Source organism: Campylobacter sp. BCW_4338 (genome assembly GCF_001763255.1).
Classification (GTDB): domain Bacteria; phylum Campylobacterota; class Campylobacteria; order Campylobacterales; family Campylobacteraceae; genus Campylobacter_D; species Campylobacter_D jejuni.
Genome location: NZ_MJYJ01000065.1, coordinates 85,157 through 101,098, shown reverse-complemented (window position 1 = coordinate 101,098; position 15,942 = coordinate 85,157). Strand labels below are relative to the sequence as shown.

The window sequence follows — 15,942 nt, the reverse complement described above, 5'->3', positions numbered from 1 at the left end:
TATGCTAGGTAACATTTATGATGAGGATAAAAGAAAAATATTTATTTCTTTTACTTTAATTATTGTTTTGGTTTTTATAAGTAATTTTTATTTAAATTTTGAATATAGCAAAATAGAAAAACTTATAGAAAATTTTATTAGCAATGCAATTACTTTTGTTTCAATATGTTTTGGTTTTTATTTAACCACTCTTTCGATTCTTTTTTCATCAAGATACATTAAATTATTAAACAACGAAGACTCAAAAAAGAAAACTCAAAGACAAATTCATACTTTAAAAGAATATTTTAGATTGGCTATATATTGTGCTTTAATTACTATTGTTTTTTGTTTTTTAATTTTAATAACACTGAAGTTAGAAAATAAAAACATAACATTTATTCTTTTTTCCTTTTTTTTGGGATTTTTTGCTGAGAATTTTATTTTTATTTTTTTATTACTCAAGGTTTTTTTAAATGCTCTTGTTATTCAAGCAAAAAACGATAAAGAATAATTCAAATATGTTTATTTTAAAACACGATTTTTAAAAAATTCCATAGTGCCAAGTTAAAATGATGTAATAAAAAAATGAAAGGTTAAAAATGACAAATACACAAACCGGTGATGGGATTTTAGAACTAGCTAATTATTTAAAAATAGACGATAAATGTGTTGCCCATAATGCTAGATTACAATCCATACAAATCAATAATGCTACTATAAAGAATTTTAGTTTTAAATTATTTAATGAGTATAAATTATCATTTTTTCAATGCACATTTTTGTGTGAAATAAACGAAGTTCCTGGTTTTTTCGAGATAGAAAATCCAGTTTATATCTATGATTGTACTTTTGAAGAAAATGTTATTTCATATAATATCAAATTTAAAAGCAATGTGGTTATAGCTCATTGTAGTTTTAATAAAAATTTTTATTTTGAGGCAAATACATTTTGTAATTCGTCTAATTTTGAAAGAAATTTTTATAATTATGCTAGTTTTAAAAAAAGCCATTTTGAAAAAAGTGGAACTTTTTATAATTCTACTTTTAAAGGTTTAAATTTTTCACAAGTAGTTTTCAATGAAAATTTAAATATGGTTAATACAAAATTAAATTTTACTTTTGCTAATTTAGAAGAAAAAATCAAACAAGAGTGTAAAGATTTTAATGAAAAAAATGAGCAAGATAAAAAACTTTTAGATGAAATTGCAAATGATTTTAGAGATTCTTTTAGGACTTTTAAAAGCGCTTTGATAAAAGATAACAATGCCTTAGACGCTTCAAATTTTCATAAATACGAGCTTTATTGCAAAGAAATAGAATTAAAAAATAAAAAAGGCAAAACATTTAAAGATGTAGTTGATAGATGGCAACTTTTCTTTTATCGCAAGCTTTGCGATCATCATACGGATATTTTACAAAGTTTAAATTCGCTTATTTTAGCGATAGGAATTTTTGTGATATCAAGCGTTGCGATAGTTGTTGGTTTTAACTATAGTCTTGGATATAAGCCTATTTTGGAACATGGGTATTTTTTATTGGATTTTTATAATCATCATATAAATTCTATCATACAGGATAATTATTTACTTATGATATTTGTAAATTTTATGATATTTTTTATTTATTTGGGTTTAGTTGGATTTGCTTTATGCCTAAAATACATGAGAGAATTTTTTATAATCATATCTTATGTGATAACTCTTTTGGTTCTAGCGATTTCACCAAAAATTCTTATCCCTGCTATGGGAATTTTTACAGATAAAAGAGCTATGTTAGATCCGCTTAGTGTGCTTGGTGGAATTTATACAATAATTTTTGGTTTTGTTGCATTTTCTTTTATAAAGACAATTAGAAAAAATTCTATAGTGCCAAGTTAAAAAAGATAGGAAGGAAAAATGATAAAAGAAACACTTGAAAAAATACTTAATACCTTAGAAAAATGTTGTGAAGAAACACATCAAAATCATAAGAGTGAAAGTGATGGCAAAGAAACTGCTGATATTGACGAATTGTCCAATGATATTGACGAATTGTCCAAAGTTTTATCTATAGATAAACGATATATATTTGCTCCAAGTCATAAAGAAACAAATGAAATAATAGAAAAAATAAAAGGAAAAGAAGACTTTAGGCAAAGGGATGATTTATTTTCTAGTGATGAAAAATGGTATTTGGTTTGTGGCAAAGAAGATAGCAAAATAGATATATCTTTATATAATAATAAAGTAAAGAAGATTCCGTGTAATGTTATTTTTAATAATTACAATATTGATTTACATATAGATGAGTCAAAAGGCGTGAAAAAAGATAATACAGAGACAATTAAAAACCATCTATATTTTTACAATTGTGCTTTTGAAAAAGGATTAATCAAATTAACAAATATTATTTTTGAAAAAACATTAACTTTTAATCAATGCAATATCGAAAGCGAAGTGCAAATATACAAGAATCGCTTTTCAAGCCATTTAGTTTTTCGAGATTGCTACGATAAACAAAGTAAAAAAATTACATCCTTAGATTTGCAAGAAAACAAATTTGAAGGATATCTTTTTATAAAAAACTGTGCTATAGAAAAAATAAATTTGTGGAAAAATAAATTTAAAAATAGATGTTATTTTATGGATTCTGTTTTTGGAAACAAAAACAATGAAAATATTAAATTAAATTTTTCAAATGCCCATTTTGAAGATAATGCTTATTTTAATAATTCTGAATTTTATAGTTATGCTGATTTTCACGAGTGTGAATTTGATGATATAGCTTGTTTTTATGGAGTAAAGTTTCATAAGATTCCGAATTTTTCTCAAGTAGTTTTAAAAGGTAATTTTAATGCTTTAAATATAACTTCAAATTTTGTATTTGATGACTTAAAAAAACAAATCAAACAAGAATATGAAAATTTCAATAAAGATATAAAAGAAAAAGAAAATAAAAAACCTTTAGATAAATTTGCAAATGATTTTAGAGATTCTTTTAGGATTTTTAAAAGTGCTTTGATAAAAGATAATAATCTTTTAGACGCTTCAAATTTTCATAAATACGAGCTTTATTGTAAAGAGATAGAGCTAAAACAAAATTGGGATAAAAAAGGTGAGAATGTAAAAAATATGACAAATTTAGAAAAAAATATTTCGAGAATTCGGGATTTTGTGGATTTTTTACTTTTAGGATTTTATAGAAAGCTTTGCGATCATCATACAGACTTTTTAAAAGTTTTTAATAATCTTATATTATTAATTGCTTTGTATGCTTTGTTTGTTTTTGGTTTTACTTGGCTTCACGATGATAAACTAGAAGATACAAGAGCGATTTTAACTTTATTTGGATTTTTTGATAAATTTAAGTTTTGTTTTAATATCGGAGTTGGTATTTGTATAGTCATTGGGGGTATTTTGATATTGTATAAGATGGATAAAATTTCTATTGAATCTTTTTTGAATATTTTAAAAATTTTTCAATTTTTGTCTCATATAAGAAAATGGTTGCTAAAAATCTTTAAAAAAGAAATTTTTGTAAAACTTTCTTTAGCATTAAAGATAATATTATTAGATTTAGGATTTTTGGTAGAAAGTTTAATTATTATATTGTTTATCCCTTGTGTTTTTTATGTGTTATTTTCATTATTTGGATTTTTTTTAAATTTAGGTAAAGACTTTGAATATTCGCTACTTATAAATACTTTGTTTGTTAGTTTATATATTTGTTTAGTTTATACCAAATCTTTGTTTTTTGGTAGATATGTGGTGCTTATCTTTTCATATATAGGATTTATTATAATGCTCATAAAACAACCTAATGTAATTCACCCTTTAATAGGAAAAATCGCAAACGAATCTGATAAATTTTTTAATTACCCAAGTTTAATAGTGCTAAACATACTATATACCATACTTTTAGCTTTAGTCCTTTTCTCACTCCAAAAAACCGCACGAAAAAATTCCATAGTGCCAAGCTAAGCCTTAAAGCTTAGCTTGAAATTTTATCATCAGTCTTTTAAGTAGTATTCTATAGTAGAAACCACTCTTATGGTTTTGATATAAGGGGTGTTTTTATCTCTGTTATTGATGCTAAATTGTCCTTGAGAAGCCTTTTTTATCTTGCCTAGATGGCTGTTTGAATCTTGTGCGAATTTTATCGCTGCATTTCTAGCATTGAGCGTTGCTTCTTCTATCATTTGAGGTTTTATCTCATTGAGTTTAGTATAAAGGTATTCTATGTCATAATTATCGATTTTCGTTACTATGCCAAATTTTGCAAGACTTGAAATGTTTTCTAGTATGCTTTTTCCAAGCTTTACATTTTGCGTATAGATGAGTAAATTTGCAGTGCCTATGTATCGGTATGTAGCTTGAGTGTCGTTGCTATAAGGATCGCTTAAACGATCTATGATATTTGGCGAATTGTAGCTGATCTCATCTTCTTTTACGCCTTGTTTTTCTAAAAATTTGATGATATTTTCTTTATCTTGTTCTAGTTCTTCGTATAAATTTGTAAGATTGTTATTTGATCTTGTGAATTTTATAGGAAGTATCAAAGTATCCGCTTCGACTTCTTTTTGGCTTAAACCCTTTACGCTTACACTTCTTTCAAGTGTTTTAAAATCACTTAAAGCCTTGTTAAATCCAAAAGCTAGAATCAAACTTGCCAAAACTATGGCTAAAGCCATAAAGATATTATTTGTTTTCATTTTTTCTCCTAGTTAAAAAATACACTCCATTAGCAACCAACACACAAGCACACATTACAAAAGCAAGGATTATCGGCGTATTTGCGTTAATAGCCCCAACCACAAAAGAAATAAGCCCTGCAAAACCAAATTGCACCGTTCCAAGCACCGCAGAAGCAGTTCCGCTATGTTCTTTAAACCTTGCCATAGCCAAAGTCGTGGTATTGGGTGCGATGAAACCAAGCATAGCGATACTTGTAAAAATACTAAGTTCAAAAAGCAAGAAATTTGGATGAAAAAAGGCATTTACAAGTAAAATCACGGTCGATATAAACATTATCATCAAAGCTTTTGCCAAAATTTTTTCGCTTTCGTATTTTAAAACCAATCTTGCATTGATATTTGCACAGATGACAAAACCTAAAGCATTTGCCCCAAAAAGCAAGGCAAATTTTTGCTCACTTAAGCTAAAAAACTGCGTAAAAACAAAGCTTGATCCTGTGATATAAGCAAACATCGCCGCCAAAGCAAAAGAAGCACATAGTATATAAACTAAAAAGCGTTTATCGCTTAAAACAAATTTGTAGCTTTTCATCGCTTCATGATGGGAAAATTTTTTGTTTTTAAGATGAGGTGCGGACTCTTTTAAACCAAAAAGTATCATCAAAAAAAGCAAAATTCCCAAAGCAAACAAAGTCGCAAAAATACTATGCCATGAAAAATACTCTAACAAAAATCCCCCAAAAGTTGGTGAAAGCATAGGAGCAAGAGAACTAAAAACCATCATCAAAGCAAAAATCCCTGCAGCTTCTTTGATCTCAAACAAGTCATTGACAATAGCCCTTGCGATAACCACACCTGCACAACCCCCAAGTGCTTCAAAAAATCTCAAAGCGATAAAAGCATAAATATCATCGATAATCACACAAAACAAACTCGAAACGATGAAGAAAAATATCCCTACCAAAGCTGGAATTTTACGCCCAAAAATATCACTTAAAGGACCATATATAAGCTGTCCTAAGGCAAAAGCGATAAAAAAACTTGCGATACTAAGTTGGGTTAAAAAAGAATTAGTTTGAAAACTTTGCTCCACATGAGAAAGTGCAGGCAAATACATATCTGTAGAAAGCGGTGCTATGCTTGACATCAAAGCAAGGATAACGATGAGTTTAAATTTAGCAAAGCCGTGAATTTTGGTGTGTTTTTGCATTTGTAATCCTAATTATTTTAAAAGAATGATTTTAACAAGTCAATCTTAGAATAATCTTTGTTTTTCTATGTTAAATTTAGGGAAAAATTCTAAGGAAATTTTATGCAAAATTTAAACCAAAATGAACAAATCAAATGCCCAAGTTGTGGAAGTTTTATCGATATCAGCACTGCTTTATATGCTCAAATTTTAGATAAAGCTAAGCAAGAAATGCTAAAACAAAAAAAAGAATTTGATGATGAGGTAAATGCTAAAAGAGCTGAATACACCAAAGCTTTAAATGATTTAAAAACTCAAAAGATAGAACAAGAAAAACTCATAAGCGAGCAAGTAAGCCAAAAGCTTCTTTTAGAAAAGCAAAAATTTGAACAAGAACTTCTCACGCAAAAGCAAAATTTCCAAAAAGAATTCAGCGAGAAATTTAACAAAGAGCATGAAAATGAAATGAAAATCATGCAAGAAGAACTCGAGAAAAAAAGCAAAGAGCTTAGCGAGTTTTTAAGCATAAAGGCTGAAAATGAAAAACTCAAAAGAGAGCAAAAAGAAAATGAAGAAAGACTGAAATTTCAAGCCAAAGAAGAGGCTTTTAAAGAATTTAAAGAACAAGAAAGCAAAAATTTGGAATTTGAAAGAGAAAAAATGCGTCTTGAATTTCAAAAAAGCACTCAAGAGCAAGATCTTAAATACAAAGAGCTAGAAACGAATTTTAAAAGTGTAGCCCAAAAGTTAGAAGACGCACAACGCAGGATAGAACAAGGCTCACAGCAACTCCAAGGCGAAGCAGCCGAACTACTCATAGAAGAATACATACAAAGTGAGTATTTAAGCGATGAAGTAAAAGAAGTGCCAAAGGGCGTAAATGGAGCTGATTGTCTGCATATAGTAAAGGATAATTTTGGAAATATTTGTGGAAGTATTTTGTATGAGAGCAAACGCACTAAAGAATTTAATAAAGAATGGCTTGATAAACTTAAACTAGACAGTATAGCCGCAAAAAGTGATATAGCGGTTTTGATTACAAAAACTATGCCAAAAGATAAAGAAAAAACGCATTTTAAAGAAGGAATTTTGATCTGTACTTTTAATGAATTCAAAGGTGTTTTAGCAGTGCTTAGAGAAAGCATTATAAACGCTTACAAACTCAAAAATGCCTTGCAAAACAAAGATGAAAAAAATCACATTTTATACGAATACTTAAATTCTAAGGAATTTAACACGCAAATCACTTTTATACTCAAAACTTACCAAAATATGAAAGAAGAGTTAGAAGCTGAAAAAAGGGCTTTGCAAAATATATGGAAAAAAAGAGAAAGAGCTATAGAAAATCTAAGTTTTAATTCCACTGCCATAGTGAGTTCTTTAAATGCGATATTTAGCGACTTACAAGGTGGAAATTTGATAGGCGAAGAAGGGATTAAAAGTCTTGAAAATTTAGCAAAAGATGAGGATTAATTTTGGGCTTAGCCCAAAATTAATCATTCTCCTGGGAAGTGATTTGGATTTTTCCAAGGTCCGTATTTTACTTTTATGTATTCTTTAGGGTCTAAATTTTGTTGCGGTGAGGCAAAATACTCAGGTTTTAATGATGGGGATTTGCTATAAGCTGTATCAAGTCCTGCACGATTTTCTGTAGTGGTTATAGGCATTCTTACAAAACCTGTATTGACATAAGCTGCTATATCTAGTGCATCTTCATCGCTTAATATAGGATTATCTGCACTCGCACCAAAAGGCATGGCTGATTTTAAAAATCTTGCTAAAAATGGTATCATAGCCATGTGTCCACCATCAGGATAGATAAGTAAAGATGGATATAAATGTCCGCTACCTTGTTCGTAATTATCATTTTTTACCCCAAGTCCTCTTTCGCCATGGCAAGCAACGCAATTTTCTTCAAAGAGTTTTTTTCCACGCACAGGGTCAGCTGGGCGATTTGGAAAATTCATCTTAGCGAAAAAATCTCCTTCAAGCTTTACGCCGTCTTTGATACCATAAGCTTCTTTTAGCCATTTAAAATAAGCTAAAATTGCTTTCATTTCTTTAGAATCATTAGGAAATCTATGAGAGTCAGTTCCGCCCATTCCGCGAATTCTATCTTCAACAGAGATGATTTTCATCGTTTCTATATCAAGTCTTGGATAATTGTTTAGGACATTTAAAAATGGAATAACATATTTTTTTGTCCCTGGTAAACCATTGCCGTCATTGTCCATGTGACAGGAAATACAGTTTACTTCGTTGCTTGTCTTTTTTAGCTTGCTATAGGGTCCTAGAGTACTTTCTGTCTTGCTTAAAAGCTCTATGCCATAACGGATTAAATCCCCTTGCTTGCCTTTTGGAACATCATTGATGCTTAAATTTTTATTTGGCCATTCTTGCACAGGTCTTTTGGAAAGTTCCTTAAAATACTCTACTCCTTCCTTGTCGCTTAATTCTTCTCCTACTTTGTAATCACTCACGCTTTTAGCACTAAGACTCAAACTAAGACATAAACCAAGCAATAAAATGTGTTTTTTCATGATTTTCCTCCTTTTTATTTGCAGTTCAAATTGATTTTAGTGTATTTTTTCTTAAATATTAAGCATAATAAGAATAATTTAAATAAAATTAAATTTTAAAGTGTTACTAAAAGTAATATATTTTTAAAGTATATAATTAATATTTATTAAAATTTTATGATATTAACTTTATGTTAATTATTTAAATAGTTTGTTTTTTATAGAGTTTAGATTTTCTTCTAAATTTTTGAAATTGTTTTCTAAATCTTTTTTTATATCTATAAAGAAAGGATTGCTTAAAGTAGCGATAAGATAATGATTTTCTTTAGAAAAGATATGATTTAAAGTGAAATTTTTATCTTTAAGTTTGATATAAATTTGGTCTTCGTTTTCAAAGCTAGGATTTTTGTTTGCACTTAAAATTTCGAGTAAAATTCCGCAAAAAAAGCGTTTGTTTTCGTCCAAAAACTGAATATCATAAATTTTAAAATCCTTAAATTCAAAGCAGTTTTGACTTTTAAATTCTTTCAAATCCTTTGTAAGTCCTAGTTTTAAAAAGTCTTTTTGGCTTAAACTTTGCTTTTTAAATTTCGCCCCAAAACGACGCAAAAACAAATTTAAAGCATCAATTTGTAATTCTTTTTGTGCGAGTTTTAGTTTTTTGGCTGTAAAACGAAAGAAAAAAACACCTACAAAAACAGCTAAAATTACTGCGATTAAGGCATCTCTTATAAAAACAAAGGCTAAAAAACCTACAAGTAAGGCTTCGATAATGCTTAGGAATTTTAAGATTCCTAAGCGTTTAAGTATATAAAGTCTATTATTTTCTAAGCTTTTTAAATCCATTAAGATTTTGCTTTTTCCATTCTTTTTCTTTGAGTTGGATCAAGATAGCGTTTGCGAACACGCACATTTACAGGCGTAACTTCTACAAGTTCATCTTCTTCTATCCACTCTAAAGCTCTTTCAAGGCTTAATTTTCTAGGTGGTACAAGTTTGATTGCATCATCGCTTCCACTCGCTCTTACATTGGTAAGATTCTTTCCTTTGATAGGATTAACATCTAAATCATTTGGACGAGAGTGCTCACCTATAATCATACCAGTATAAACTTTAGTTTGAGGCTCTATGAAAAGCACTCCACGCTCTTGAAGGTTAAACAAAGAATACCCCAAAGCCACGCCATTTTCCATAGAAATTAACGCTCCATTGTTACGCTTTTCAACCGCACCACTAAAAGGACGGAATTCTAAAAAACTATGATTCATCACGCCTTCGCCTTTGGTATCGGTTAAAAACTGGCTTCTAAAACCTATAAGTCCGCGTGCTGGAATTTCAAACTCAAGTCTTGTTTGTCCATCGCCTGTTGGTGCCATAGTTTTCATTTCAGCTTTTCTTTTGCCAAGTTTTTCTATTACCGCACCACTAAATTCCTCAGGTACATCGATAACTAAATGTTCAAAAGGTTCTGTTTTAACCCCATCTTCAACCTTTACGATAACTTCAGGTCTTCCCATGCAAAACTCAAAACCTTCACGACGCATATTTTCAGCTAAAATAGTGATTTGAAGTTCACCCCTACCGCTTACTTTAAATTTACCTTCGCCTGTGCTTTCGTATTTCATAGCAATATTAGTTTTCATTTCAGCTTCTAAGCGCTCAGCGATTTTATTTGAAGTTACATGTTTTCCTTCAGTTCCTGCTAATGGGCCATCATTTACAGAAAATACTATACTTAAAGTCGGCTCTTCAATGTGTAAAGGATCAAGTGGCATAGGATTGTTTGGATCTACAACGCTATCGCCCACATCTAAAGCTTCAAAACCTGCTATAGCTACGATATCTCCACTTCCTGCTTCTTCAATATCCATTTTTTCTAAGCCCATAAAGCCAATGAGTTTTGAAATTCTACCATTTACTTTGGTGCCATCAGCTTTTGCAAGCATTACGCTTTGGTTTTTCTTCACAACCCCATTGAAAATTCTAGCAATGCCTATTTTACCTACGAAATTATCATATCCTAAAGTGAAAACTTGAAGTTGTAAAGGATTATCATTTGTGCCACTTGGTGCTGGAACGCGTTCAAGTATGGTTTTAAAAAGTGGCTCCATATTATCGCTTTCATCGTTTAGATCAAGCTTAGCATAACCATTTTTTGCTGCAGCATAAACTATAGCAAAGTCAAGTTGCTCATCGTTTGCATCTAGGGCTACAAAAAGATCAAAAATTTCATTGATCACTCTTTCAGGATCAGCAGCTGGTTTGTCGATTTTGTTGATTACAACTATAGGTTTAAGCCCTAAAGATAAAGCTTTTTTAACCACGAATTTAGTTTGTGGCATAACGCCTTCTTGAGCATCTACTAAAAGCAAAACTCCATCAATCATTTTTAAAACGCGTTCTACTTCTCCGCCAAAATCAGCATGCCCTGGAGTATCTATGATGTTGATTTTTGTACCTTTGTAATTGATTGCTGTATTTTTTGAAAGTATGGTAATGCCGCGTTCTTTTTCTATATCGTTGCTATCCATAACGCGTTCTGAAATTTGTTCTCTTTCGCTAAAGGTGCCTGATTGTTTTAACAATTCATCTACCATAGTGGTTTTACCATGGTCAACGTGAGCTATAACTGCTATATTTCTAATGTTTTCCAAATTTTCTTCTCCAAAGCTAAATTTTTAAAAGCTTAGATTATACAAAAATTTAACTTAAACTACAAAGTATCAAAACTTGGAACACTTCTTGCTTCAAAAACTTATGAAATTAAAATTTTAAAAAGGAAGTTAAAATGTCAAAACCATTAAATGAAGAGATTTTTGTTGAATTTAAAAGTGATTTAGCTGAGAGAAAAAATGAAGTTTTGCTTCAAGTTTTAGAACTTTTAGAAACTTTTAGATTAGATGAAAACGAAAAAATGGCAAGAATTTCAAGCGAGCTTACAGAAATTTTAGAAAATGAAGAAAATTTAGAGAAAATTTTAAATGCTAAAAATTTAGAAGAGCTTTTAAATATCTTAACTGCTTTAAATGAAGATAAGATGATTAAAGTATATGAAGATTCTTATTTGAAAGAAAAATTTCCTAATGTAATGGTAGATAAATTTTTAAAATAATTTTTTTGAAGGAAAAGTGATGTCAAATTTAGCTCCACAAAATGATGTTTTAAATCTTACGCCGAGTAAAACTTCTACTACTAGCAGTTCTTTTAGCAAAACCAGTAAAAATAAGGAACATGAAAGTAGCGATAGCAAAAATTCAACTAAAGATGATACGGAGAGTTTTTTAAATTCTTTGCTTAATTCTATCGATGAAACCAATGAATTTTTACCTGATCATATGAAGATCAGTCAAAAAGAAGTTGTTAATGAAGCGATGAACAGACTTCAAAAAGGAGCTTTTGATGAGAGTGATAAGATAAGCATTTTCGAATCTGCTTCTTTTATGCAAATTCTTTCTTTGTTGGATAAGCTAAAAACAGATACAGCAGATGTTAAACTGGCAAATCTTTCTACTCAACTTTCAAGTCTTATCAAAACAGAGGCTAATTTTAATGCTTTAAAAGGCGCATCAAATCTTAGTGAGCTTTTGGATATAGCTAAAGATCTGGGCTTAAATGTAAAAAATATTAAAGTAGATCGTCTTCTTGATCTTAAAGCAACTTTTCCAAATTTAGATAAGGCTGATTTTTTTAAAGGTGCTGTGGATAATGTTTTTAAAGAAATCATCAATAATAAAATTTCCAATATGAGTAAAAATTTAAATCACAATTTACAAAATACAACTCATACTACAAGCACTCATTCTACGCAAAAAACAAATTCTAAAGATAGCGGTTCTTTGCTTTCTCAAACTTTAAAAAATTTAGATTCCATGCTTTCATCCAAAGAAAGCAAACACGAAAAAAATGATAAAGTTAAATCAAAAATAGAAGAAGATACCACAGATGCTAAAAATACTTTAAAAAATATCAAAAATGATGAGTTTGCAAAAAATTTAACAGAAGAGTTGAATATAAAAGATAAAAAAAACCAAGATAATTTAAATAAAGATAACACAAAAGATGCAAAAAATAATGAGCAAATAAAAAAAGATGAAAAAGAATTAAACAACCTAAATAAAGAAAGCAAAGACTTAAACAAAGACTTAAACAAAGATTTTAATAAAGAGTTAAATAAAAATCAAGAAAAAAACAATTTAAATCAAGAGAATATACAAGATCAGAATAAAAATTTAAAGAACAATAATCAAAATTTAAATCTTGATAAAAATTCAAATCAAGAAATTGTCAAAGATGCTCAGAATTTAGTTTCAAATTTAACACAAAAAGATTTTAGTTTAAATAAAGAGCCTAAAAACAACAAAGAAAATAAAGATATAAAACAGAATTTCTTTGATCAAAAATTAAATTTTGAAAATTTAAATAAAACTCAAGCAGTTCAAAACAAAGAGAATAATGCTAATTTTAGCAACAATACCAATAAAGAAACTTTTACTCAAGAGCAAACAAAAACGCACAGTGAAAATGTAGATAAAAATAATTTAGATGACTTAAATTCTTTAGTCAAAGATTTAAGTAAAGTAACACAAAACAATGCTCGCAATATCACGCCTAAAGAGACTTTGCAGTATTTTTCACAAGATTTAAAAGAGGCTGTAGATCAATATAAAGCGCCTATCACTAAACTTAGTATCACTCTAAATCCTAATAATCTTGGAGAAGTGGAAGTAACTTTGATACAAAGAGGTAATAACCTCCATATCAATTTCAACTCCAATACCAATGCAATGAATTTGTTTATCCAAAATCAAGTCGAGTTTAAAAATTCTCTTGTAAATATGGGATTTACTGGACTTGAAATGAATTTTAGTGATCAAGGTAAAAGAGAGCAAAATCAAAATCAAGGAAAAAATCGTAGCGGATATGGTTTTAAAGATGCTTTAGATGGAAAAAATGAAAGTGAAAAAGTCAATCTAGAGCTTGTTTTAGCGAAGTATTTCTAAGTTGGAACACTTATTGCTTTTAATTAAAAAAGACTGAATGTAAAAAAAGGATTTTATCATGGCGACAACAAATTGGAATAGCAATCTTAACTGGACAAATACTGCTAATACTAACCAAACAAGCAACAAGGATACGAAAGTGGATAATTCATCTAGTAGTAATAGCTCTGGTGTGGTTAGTAATCCAAATGCTACTTTAGACAAAGATGCGTTTTTAAAACTTCTTTTGATAGAGCTTCAACATCAAGATCCAACAGATCCTATGGATAGTGATAAAATGCTTACACAAACCTCACAGCTTAGTGCACTTGAAATGCAACAAAATACCAATACAACTATGCAAAAAATGGTTGAAACTATGGAAAAACTTTCCAATTCTTTTAGCACGAGCATGAGTACTGCAGCAGTGGGAGCTATAGGAAAAATGGCTACGGTAAATGAAAACAAAGTCAAATTAACAGGCGCAGATGAGGTTATTGCATTAAAAATGTATTTGCCCGAAGATTCGGATGATAAAGGAATTACCTTAGAGGTTTATGATAAAAATAATAAGTTGGTATTTAGTGAAAAAAGTAATGAGGGAAAAGAAGTATCAAAAGGTTTATTTACATTAGAGTGGCCTGGTAGAAATAATGATGGTGTTTATGCTGGGGATGGAGAGTATAGTGTTAAAGTGGTTTATAATAATAAAAACGGGGAAAAAATAACTGCAAATTATGGAACTTATCCTATAGAGGGTATTAAATTTGTTGATGGGATTGCTTATGCAAAAATGGGTGGTCAATATGTAAGTTTTGATGATATTGGTGAAATTAGTGATTATAAACTTGGTTCATCTTCAACTTCCGTTGGAGATAGTTCAAGTGGAGACTCAAGTGATGGAGATTCTTCTAATTCTGGATCTACAGAAGATGGTGATAAAGAGGAAAAGGCATAAGCCATGATAAATTCATTTTATAATGGAATTTCTGGAGTTAAAACAAATAGTTTTGGTATTGATATTTATGCAAATAATATAGCTAATGTTAATACTACAGGTTTTAAGTATTCTGATGCTCAATTTAAAGATGTTTTTTATAGCACTATAACCACTCAATCAACTAATCCTGCTCAAGGTGGATATGGCTCAGGATCAGCTTCTTCTAATGTGGTTTTTGAGCAAGGTTCTCTTGTGGCAAGCGATAGCGAATTTGATGTGGCTTTACAAGGAAAAGGATTTTTTGGGGTTTTGGGAGCGGATGGTAATGCTTACTATACTAGAAATGGATCGTTTAAAAGAGATGCAAATGGATATTTGGTAGATTCTTATGGAAATTTTGTTTTAGGAACAATGAACCCTGCTTTTACCGGTATCAACTATAGCGATAGGGTTGCGGGGCTTATGGGGGATTATCTTAACACAGGAACTCCGGTAAATAATGGTTTTACCGTAAATTCAAATAATTCTTTCGGTATAGGCACAACTGCTTCTCAAGGGGCTATTAAAGTACCTGTGAATATGTATTTACCTCCTCAAGTAACTCAAAATGTAAAATGGAGTGGAAGTTTAAATACTAACACAACAACAGAAGTGGTCAAAGTAGATCTTGATCCTGGTAAATTTAACATTACAAAAACCGAAGATGGAAAATATGTAGTTAGCGGTAGTGTTAGCAAAGAAGATGTGTTTAGTGCTAAAGTGGGTGATAGGATCATTTTAAATTTCACTGACGATAATGGCGTAAAAAAAAGCTTTGAAGCAACTTTAGATGAAAATCTTAATTTTAAAAGCAATGAGCTTGATTTAAAAGGATTGGATGAAAATAGCATCAAGCTTGATACAGCTCAAATTTCAACAGAACAACAAAAAGCCAATAAAGATATTTTAGAATCCCCTATTTATAATGCAGATGGAAGTAAAAGTACTTTAAGGGTTACGCTTGAAAGAGTTTTGCCGCAAGAAGGCGATAATATACAATATAAAGCCATTGCTCAAATTTATGATTCTAATGGCAATGCCGTAGGCAATCCAACTGAAGGAAATATGGTTTTTGATAAAAATGGTGCTTTGCTTCAAAACAATATTACAAGCATTGCAAACCCAAATGGCGGAACAATTAATATTGATTTAGGCTCTCCTTATGATGCTAATAAACCTGGTTCGGGTTATAGTGGGATTTATATTAAAGAAGGCGTTGAAAAAAATGTAGTTACACAGCAAGATGGTGTAGCCGAAGGATTTTTTAAACAATATGATATATCTGATGATGGAAGTATTGTAGCACAATTTAGCAATGGTAAAAATGCTATAGTTGGAAAGCTTGCTTTATATAATTTTATCAATGAGCAAGGATTGGCTGCTATGGGCGATAATATCTTTGCTGCAACAGCTAATAGTGGTGAAGCAAGTTTTATTATGAAAAATGGACAGATTGTTAATACAGCCAAATTTAAAGGCGGATTCTTAGAACAATCTAATGTTGATTTAAGCGTAGAGCTTTCAAATCTTATAGTAACTCAAAAAGCCTTTGATGCAAGCTCAAAAAGCATTACCACAAGCGATCAAATGATACAAAAGGCTATTAATATGAAAAGATAATT

General features: G+C 30.0%; 13 protein-coding genes. 8 read left to right on the top strand and 5 right to left on the bottom strand.

Annotated features, from left to right (window positions below; all coding sequences use genetic code 11):
- Window position 1 precedes the first annotated feature (1 nt).
- The 3 genes from AJN69_RS08885 to AJN69_RS08875 all read left to right on the top strand — a co-directional run bounded on the left by AJN69_RS08885 (window position 2) and on the right by AJN69_RS08875 (window position 3,941).
- A complete protein-coding gene (locus AJN69_RS08885; protein ID WP_070288114.1) occupies window positions 2-493 on the top strand; it encodes a hypothetical protein in 492 nt (163 codons plus the stop codon).
- A gap of 88 nt (window positions 494-581) precedes the next feature.
- Entirely contained in the window at window positions 582-1,859 is a 1,278-nt protein-coding gene (locus AJN69_RS08880; RefSeq protein WP_070288111.1) for a pentapeptide repeat-containing protein, read from the top strand.
- 18 nt (window positions 1,860-1,877) lie between these two features.
- Entirely contained in the window at window positions 1,878-3,941 is a 2,064-nt protein-coding gene (locus AJN69_RS08875) for a hypothetical protein (RefSeq protein WP_315940583.1), read from the top strand.
- Between the two features lie 29 nt (window positions 3,942-3,970).
- On the opposite strand, the gene AJN69_RS08870 is transcribed toward AJN69_RS08875, so the two are convergent.
- Window positions 3,971-4,672, bottom strand: a complete 702-nt coding sequence (locus tag AJN69_RS08870; protein WP_070261749.1) for an SIMPL domain-containing protein — start codon at window positions 4,670-4,672, stop codon at window positions 3,971-3,973.
- On the bottom strand, window positions 4,659-5,864 hold the full coding sequence (locus tag AJN69_RS08865; RefSeq protein ID WP_070288109.1) for a multidrug effflux MFS transporter: 1,206 nt from the start codon (window positions 5,862-5,864) through the stop codon (window positions 4,659-4,661). The genes AJN69_RS08870 and AJN69_RS08865 overlap by 14 nt, the downstream gene beginning before the upstream one ends.
- Before the next feature lie 102 nt (window positions 5,865-5,966).
- Between AJN69_RS08865 and AJN69_RS08860 the strand changes: the two genes are divergently transcribed.
- Complete coding sequence (locus tag AJN69_RS08860) at window positions 5,967-7,316, top strand: DUF2130 domain-containing protein (RefSeq protein ID WP_070281242.1); 1,350 nt, start codon at window positions 5,967-5,969, stop codon at window positions 7,314-7,316.
- A gap of 23 nt (window positions 7,317-7,339) precedes the next feature.
- On the opposite strand, the gene AJN69_RS08855 is transcribed toward AJN69_RS08860, so the two are convergent.
- The 3 genes from AJN69_RS08855 to typA all read right to left on the bottom strand — a co-directional run bounded on the left by AJN69_RS08855 (window position 7,340) and on the right by typA (window position 11,016).
- A complete protein-coding gene (locus AJN69_RS08855; protein ID WP_002860887.1) occupies window positions 7,340-8,383 on the bottom strand; it encodes a c-type cytochrome in 1,044 nt (347 codons plus the stop codon).
- A gap of 177 nt (window positions 8,384-8,560) precedes the next feature.
- Window positions 8,561-9,208 carry a hypothetical protein gene (locus AJN69_RS08850; RefSeq protein ID WP_002860888.1) on the bottom strand — a complete coding sequence of 216 codons (648 nt, stop codon included), beginning with the start codon at window positions 9,206-9,208 and terminating at the stop codon, window positions 8,561-8,563.
- A complete protein-coding gene (gene typA, locus AJN69_RS08845) occupies window positions 9,208-11,016 on the bottom strand; it encodes a translational GTPase TypA (protein ID WP_002799607.1) in 1,809 nt (602 codons plus the stop codon). Before typA ends, AJN69_RS08850 begins: the two co-directional genes overlap by 1 nt.
- Before the next feature lie 134 nt (window positions 11,017-11,150).
- Here typA and AJN69_RS08840 point away from each other — a divergent pair, with 134 nt between their 5' ends.
- Genes AJN69_RS08840 through AJN69_RS08825 form a run of 4 tightly spaced genes read left to right on the top strand, consistent with a single transcriptional unit; the run spans window position 11,151 to window position 15,940 of the window.
- Entirely contained in the window at window positions 11,151-11,474 is a 324-nt protein-coding gene (locus tag AJN69_RS08840) for a hypothetical protein (protein WP_070288104.1), read from the top strand.
- 16 nt (window positions 11,475-11,490) lie between these two features.
- Window positions 11,491-13,362, top strand: a complete 1,872-nt coding sequence (locus AJN69_RS08835) for a flagellar hook-length control protein FliK (protein WP_079860924.1) — start codon at window positions 11,491-11,493, stop codon at window positions 13,360-13,362.
- A 58-nt stretch (window positions 13,363-13,420) separates the two neighbouring features.
- Window positions 13,421-14,299, top strand: coding sequence for a flagellar basal body rod modification protein (locus AJN69_RS08830; RefSeq protein ID WP_096637118.1), 879 nt, complete (start codon window positions 13,421-13,423; stop codon window positions 14,297-14,299).
- 3 nt (window positions 14,300-14,302) lie between these two features.
- A complete protein-coding gene (locus AJN69_RS08825; protein WP_070288101.1) occupies window positions 14,303-15,940 on the top strand; it encodes a flagellar hook-basal body complex protein in 1,638 nt (545 codons plus the stop codon).
- The last annotated feature ends 2 nt before the right edge of the window (window positions 15,941-15,942 follow it).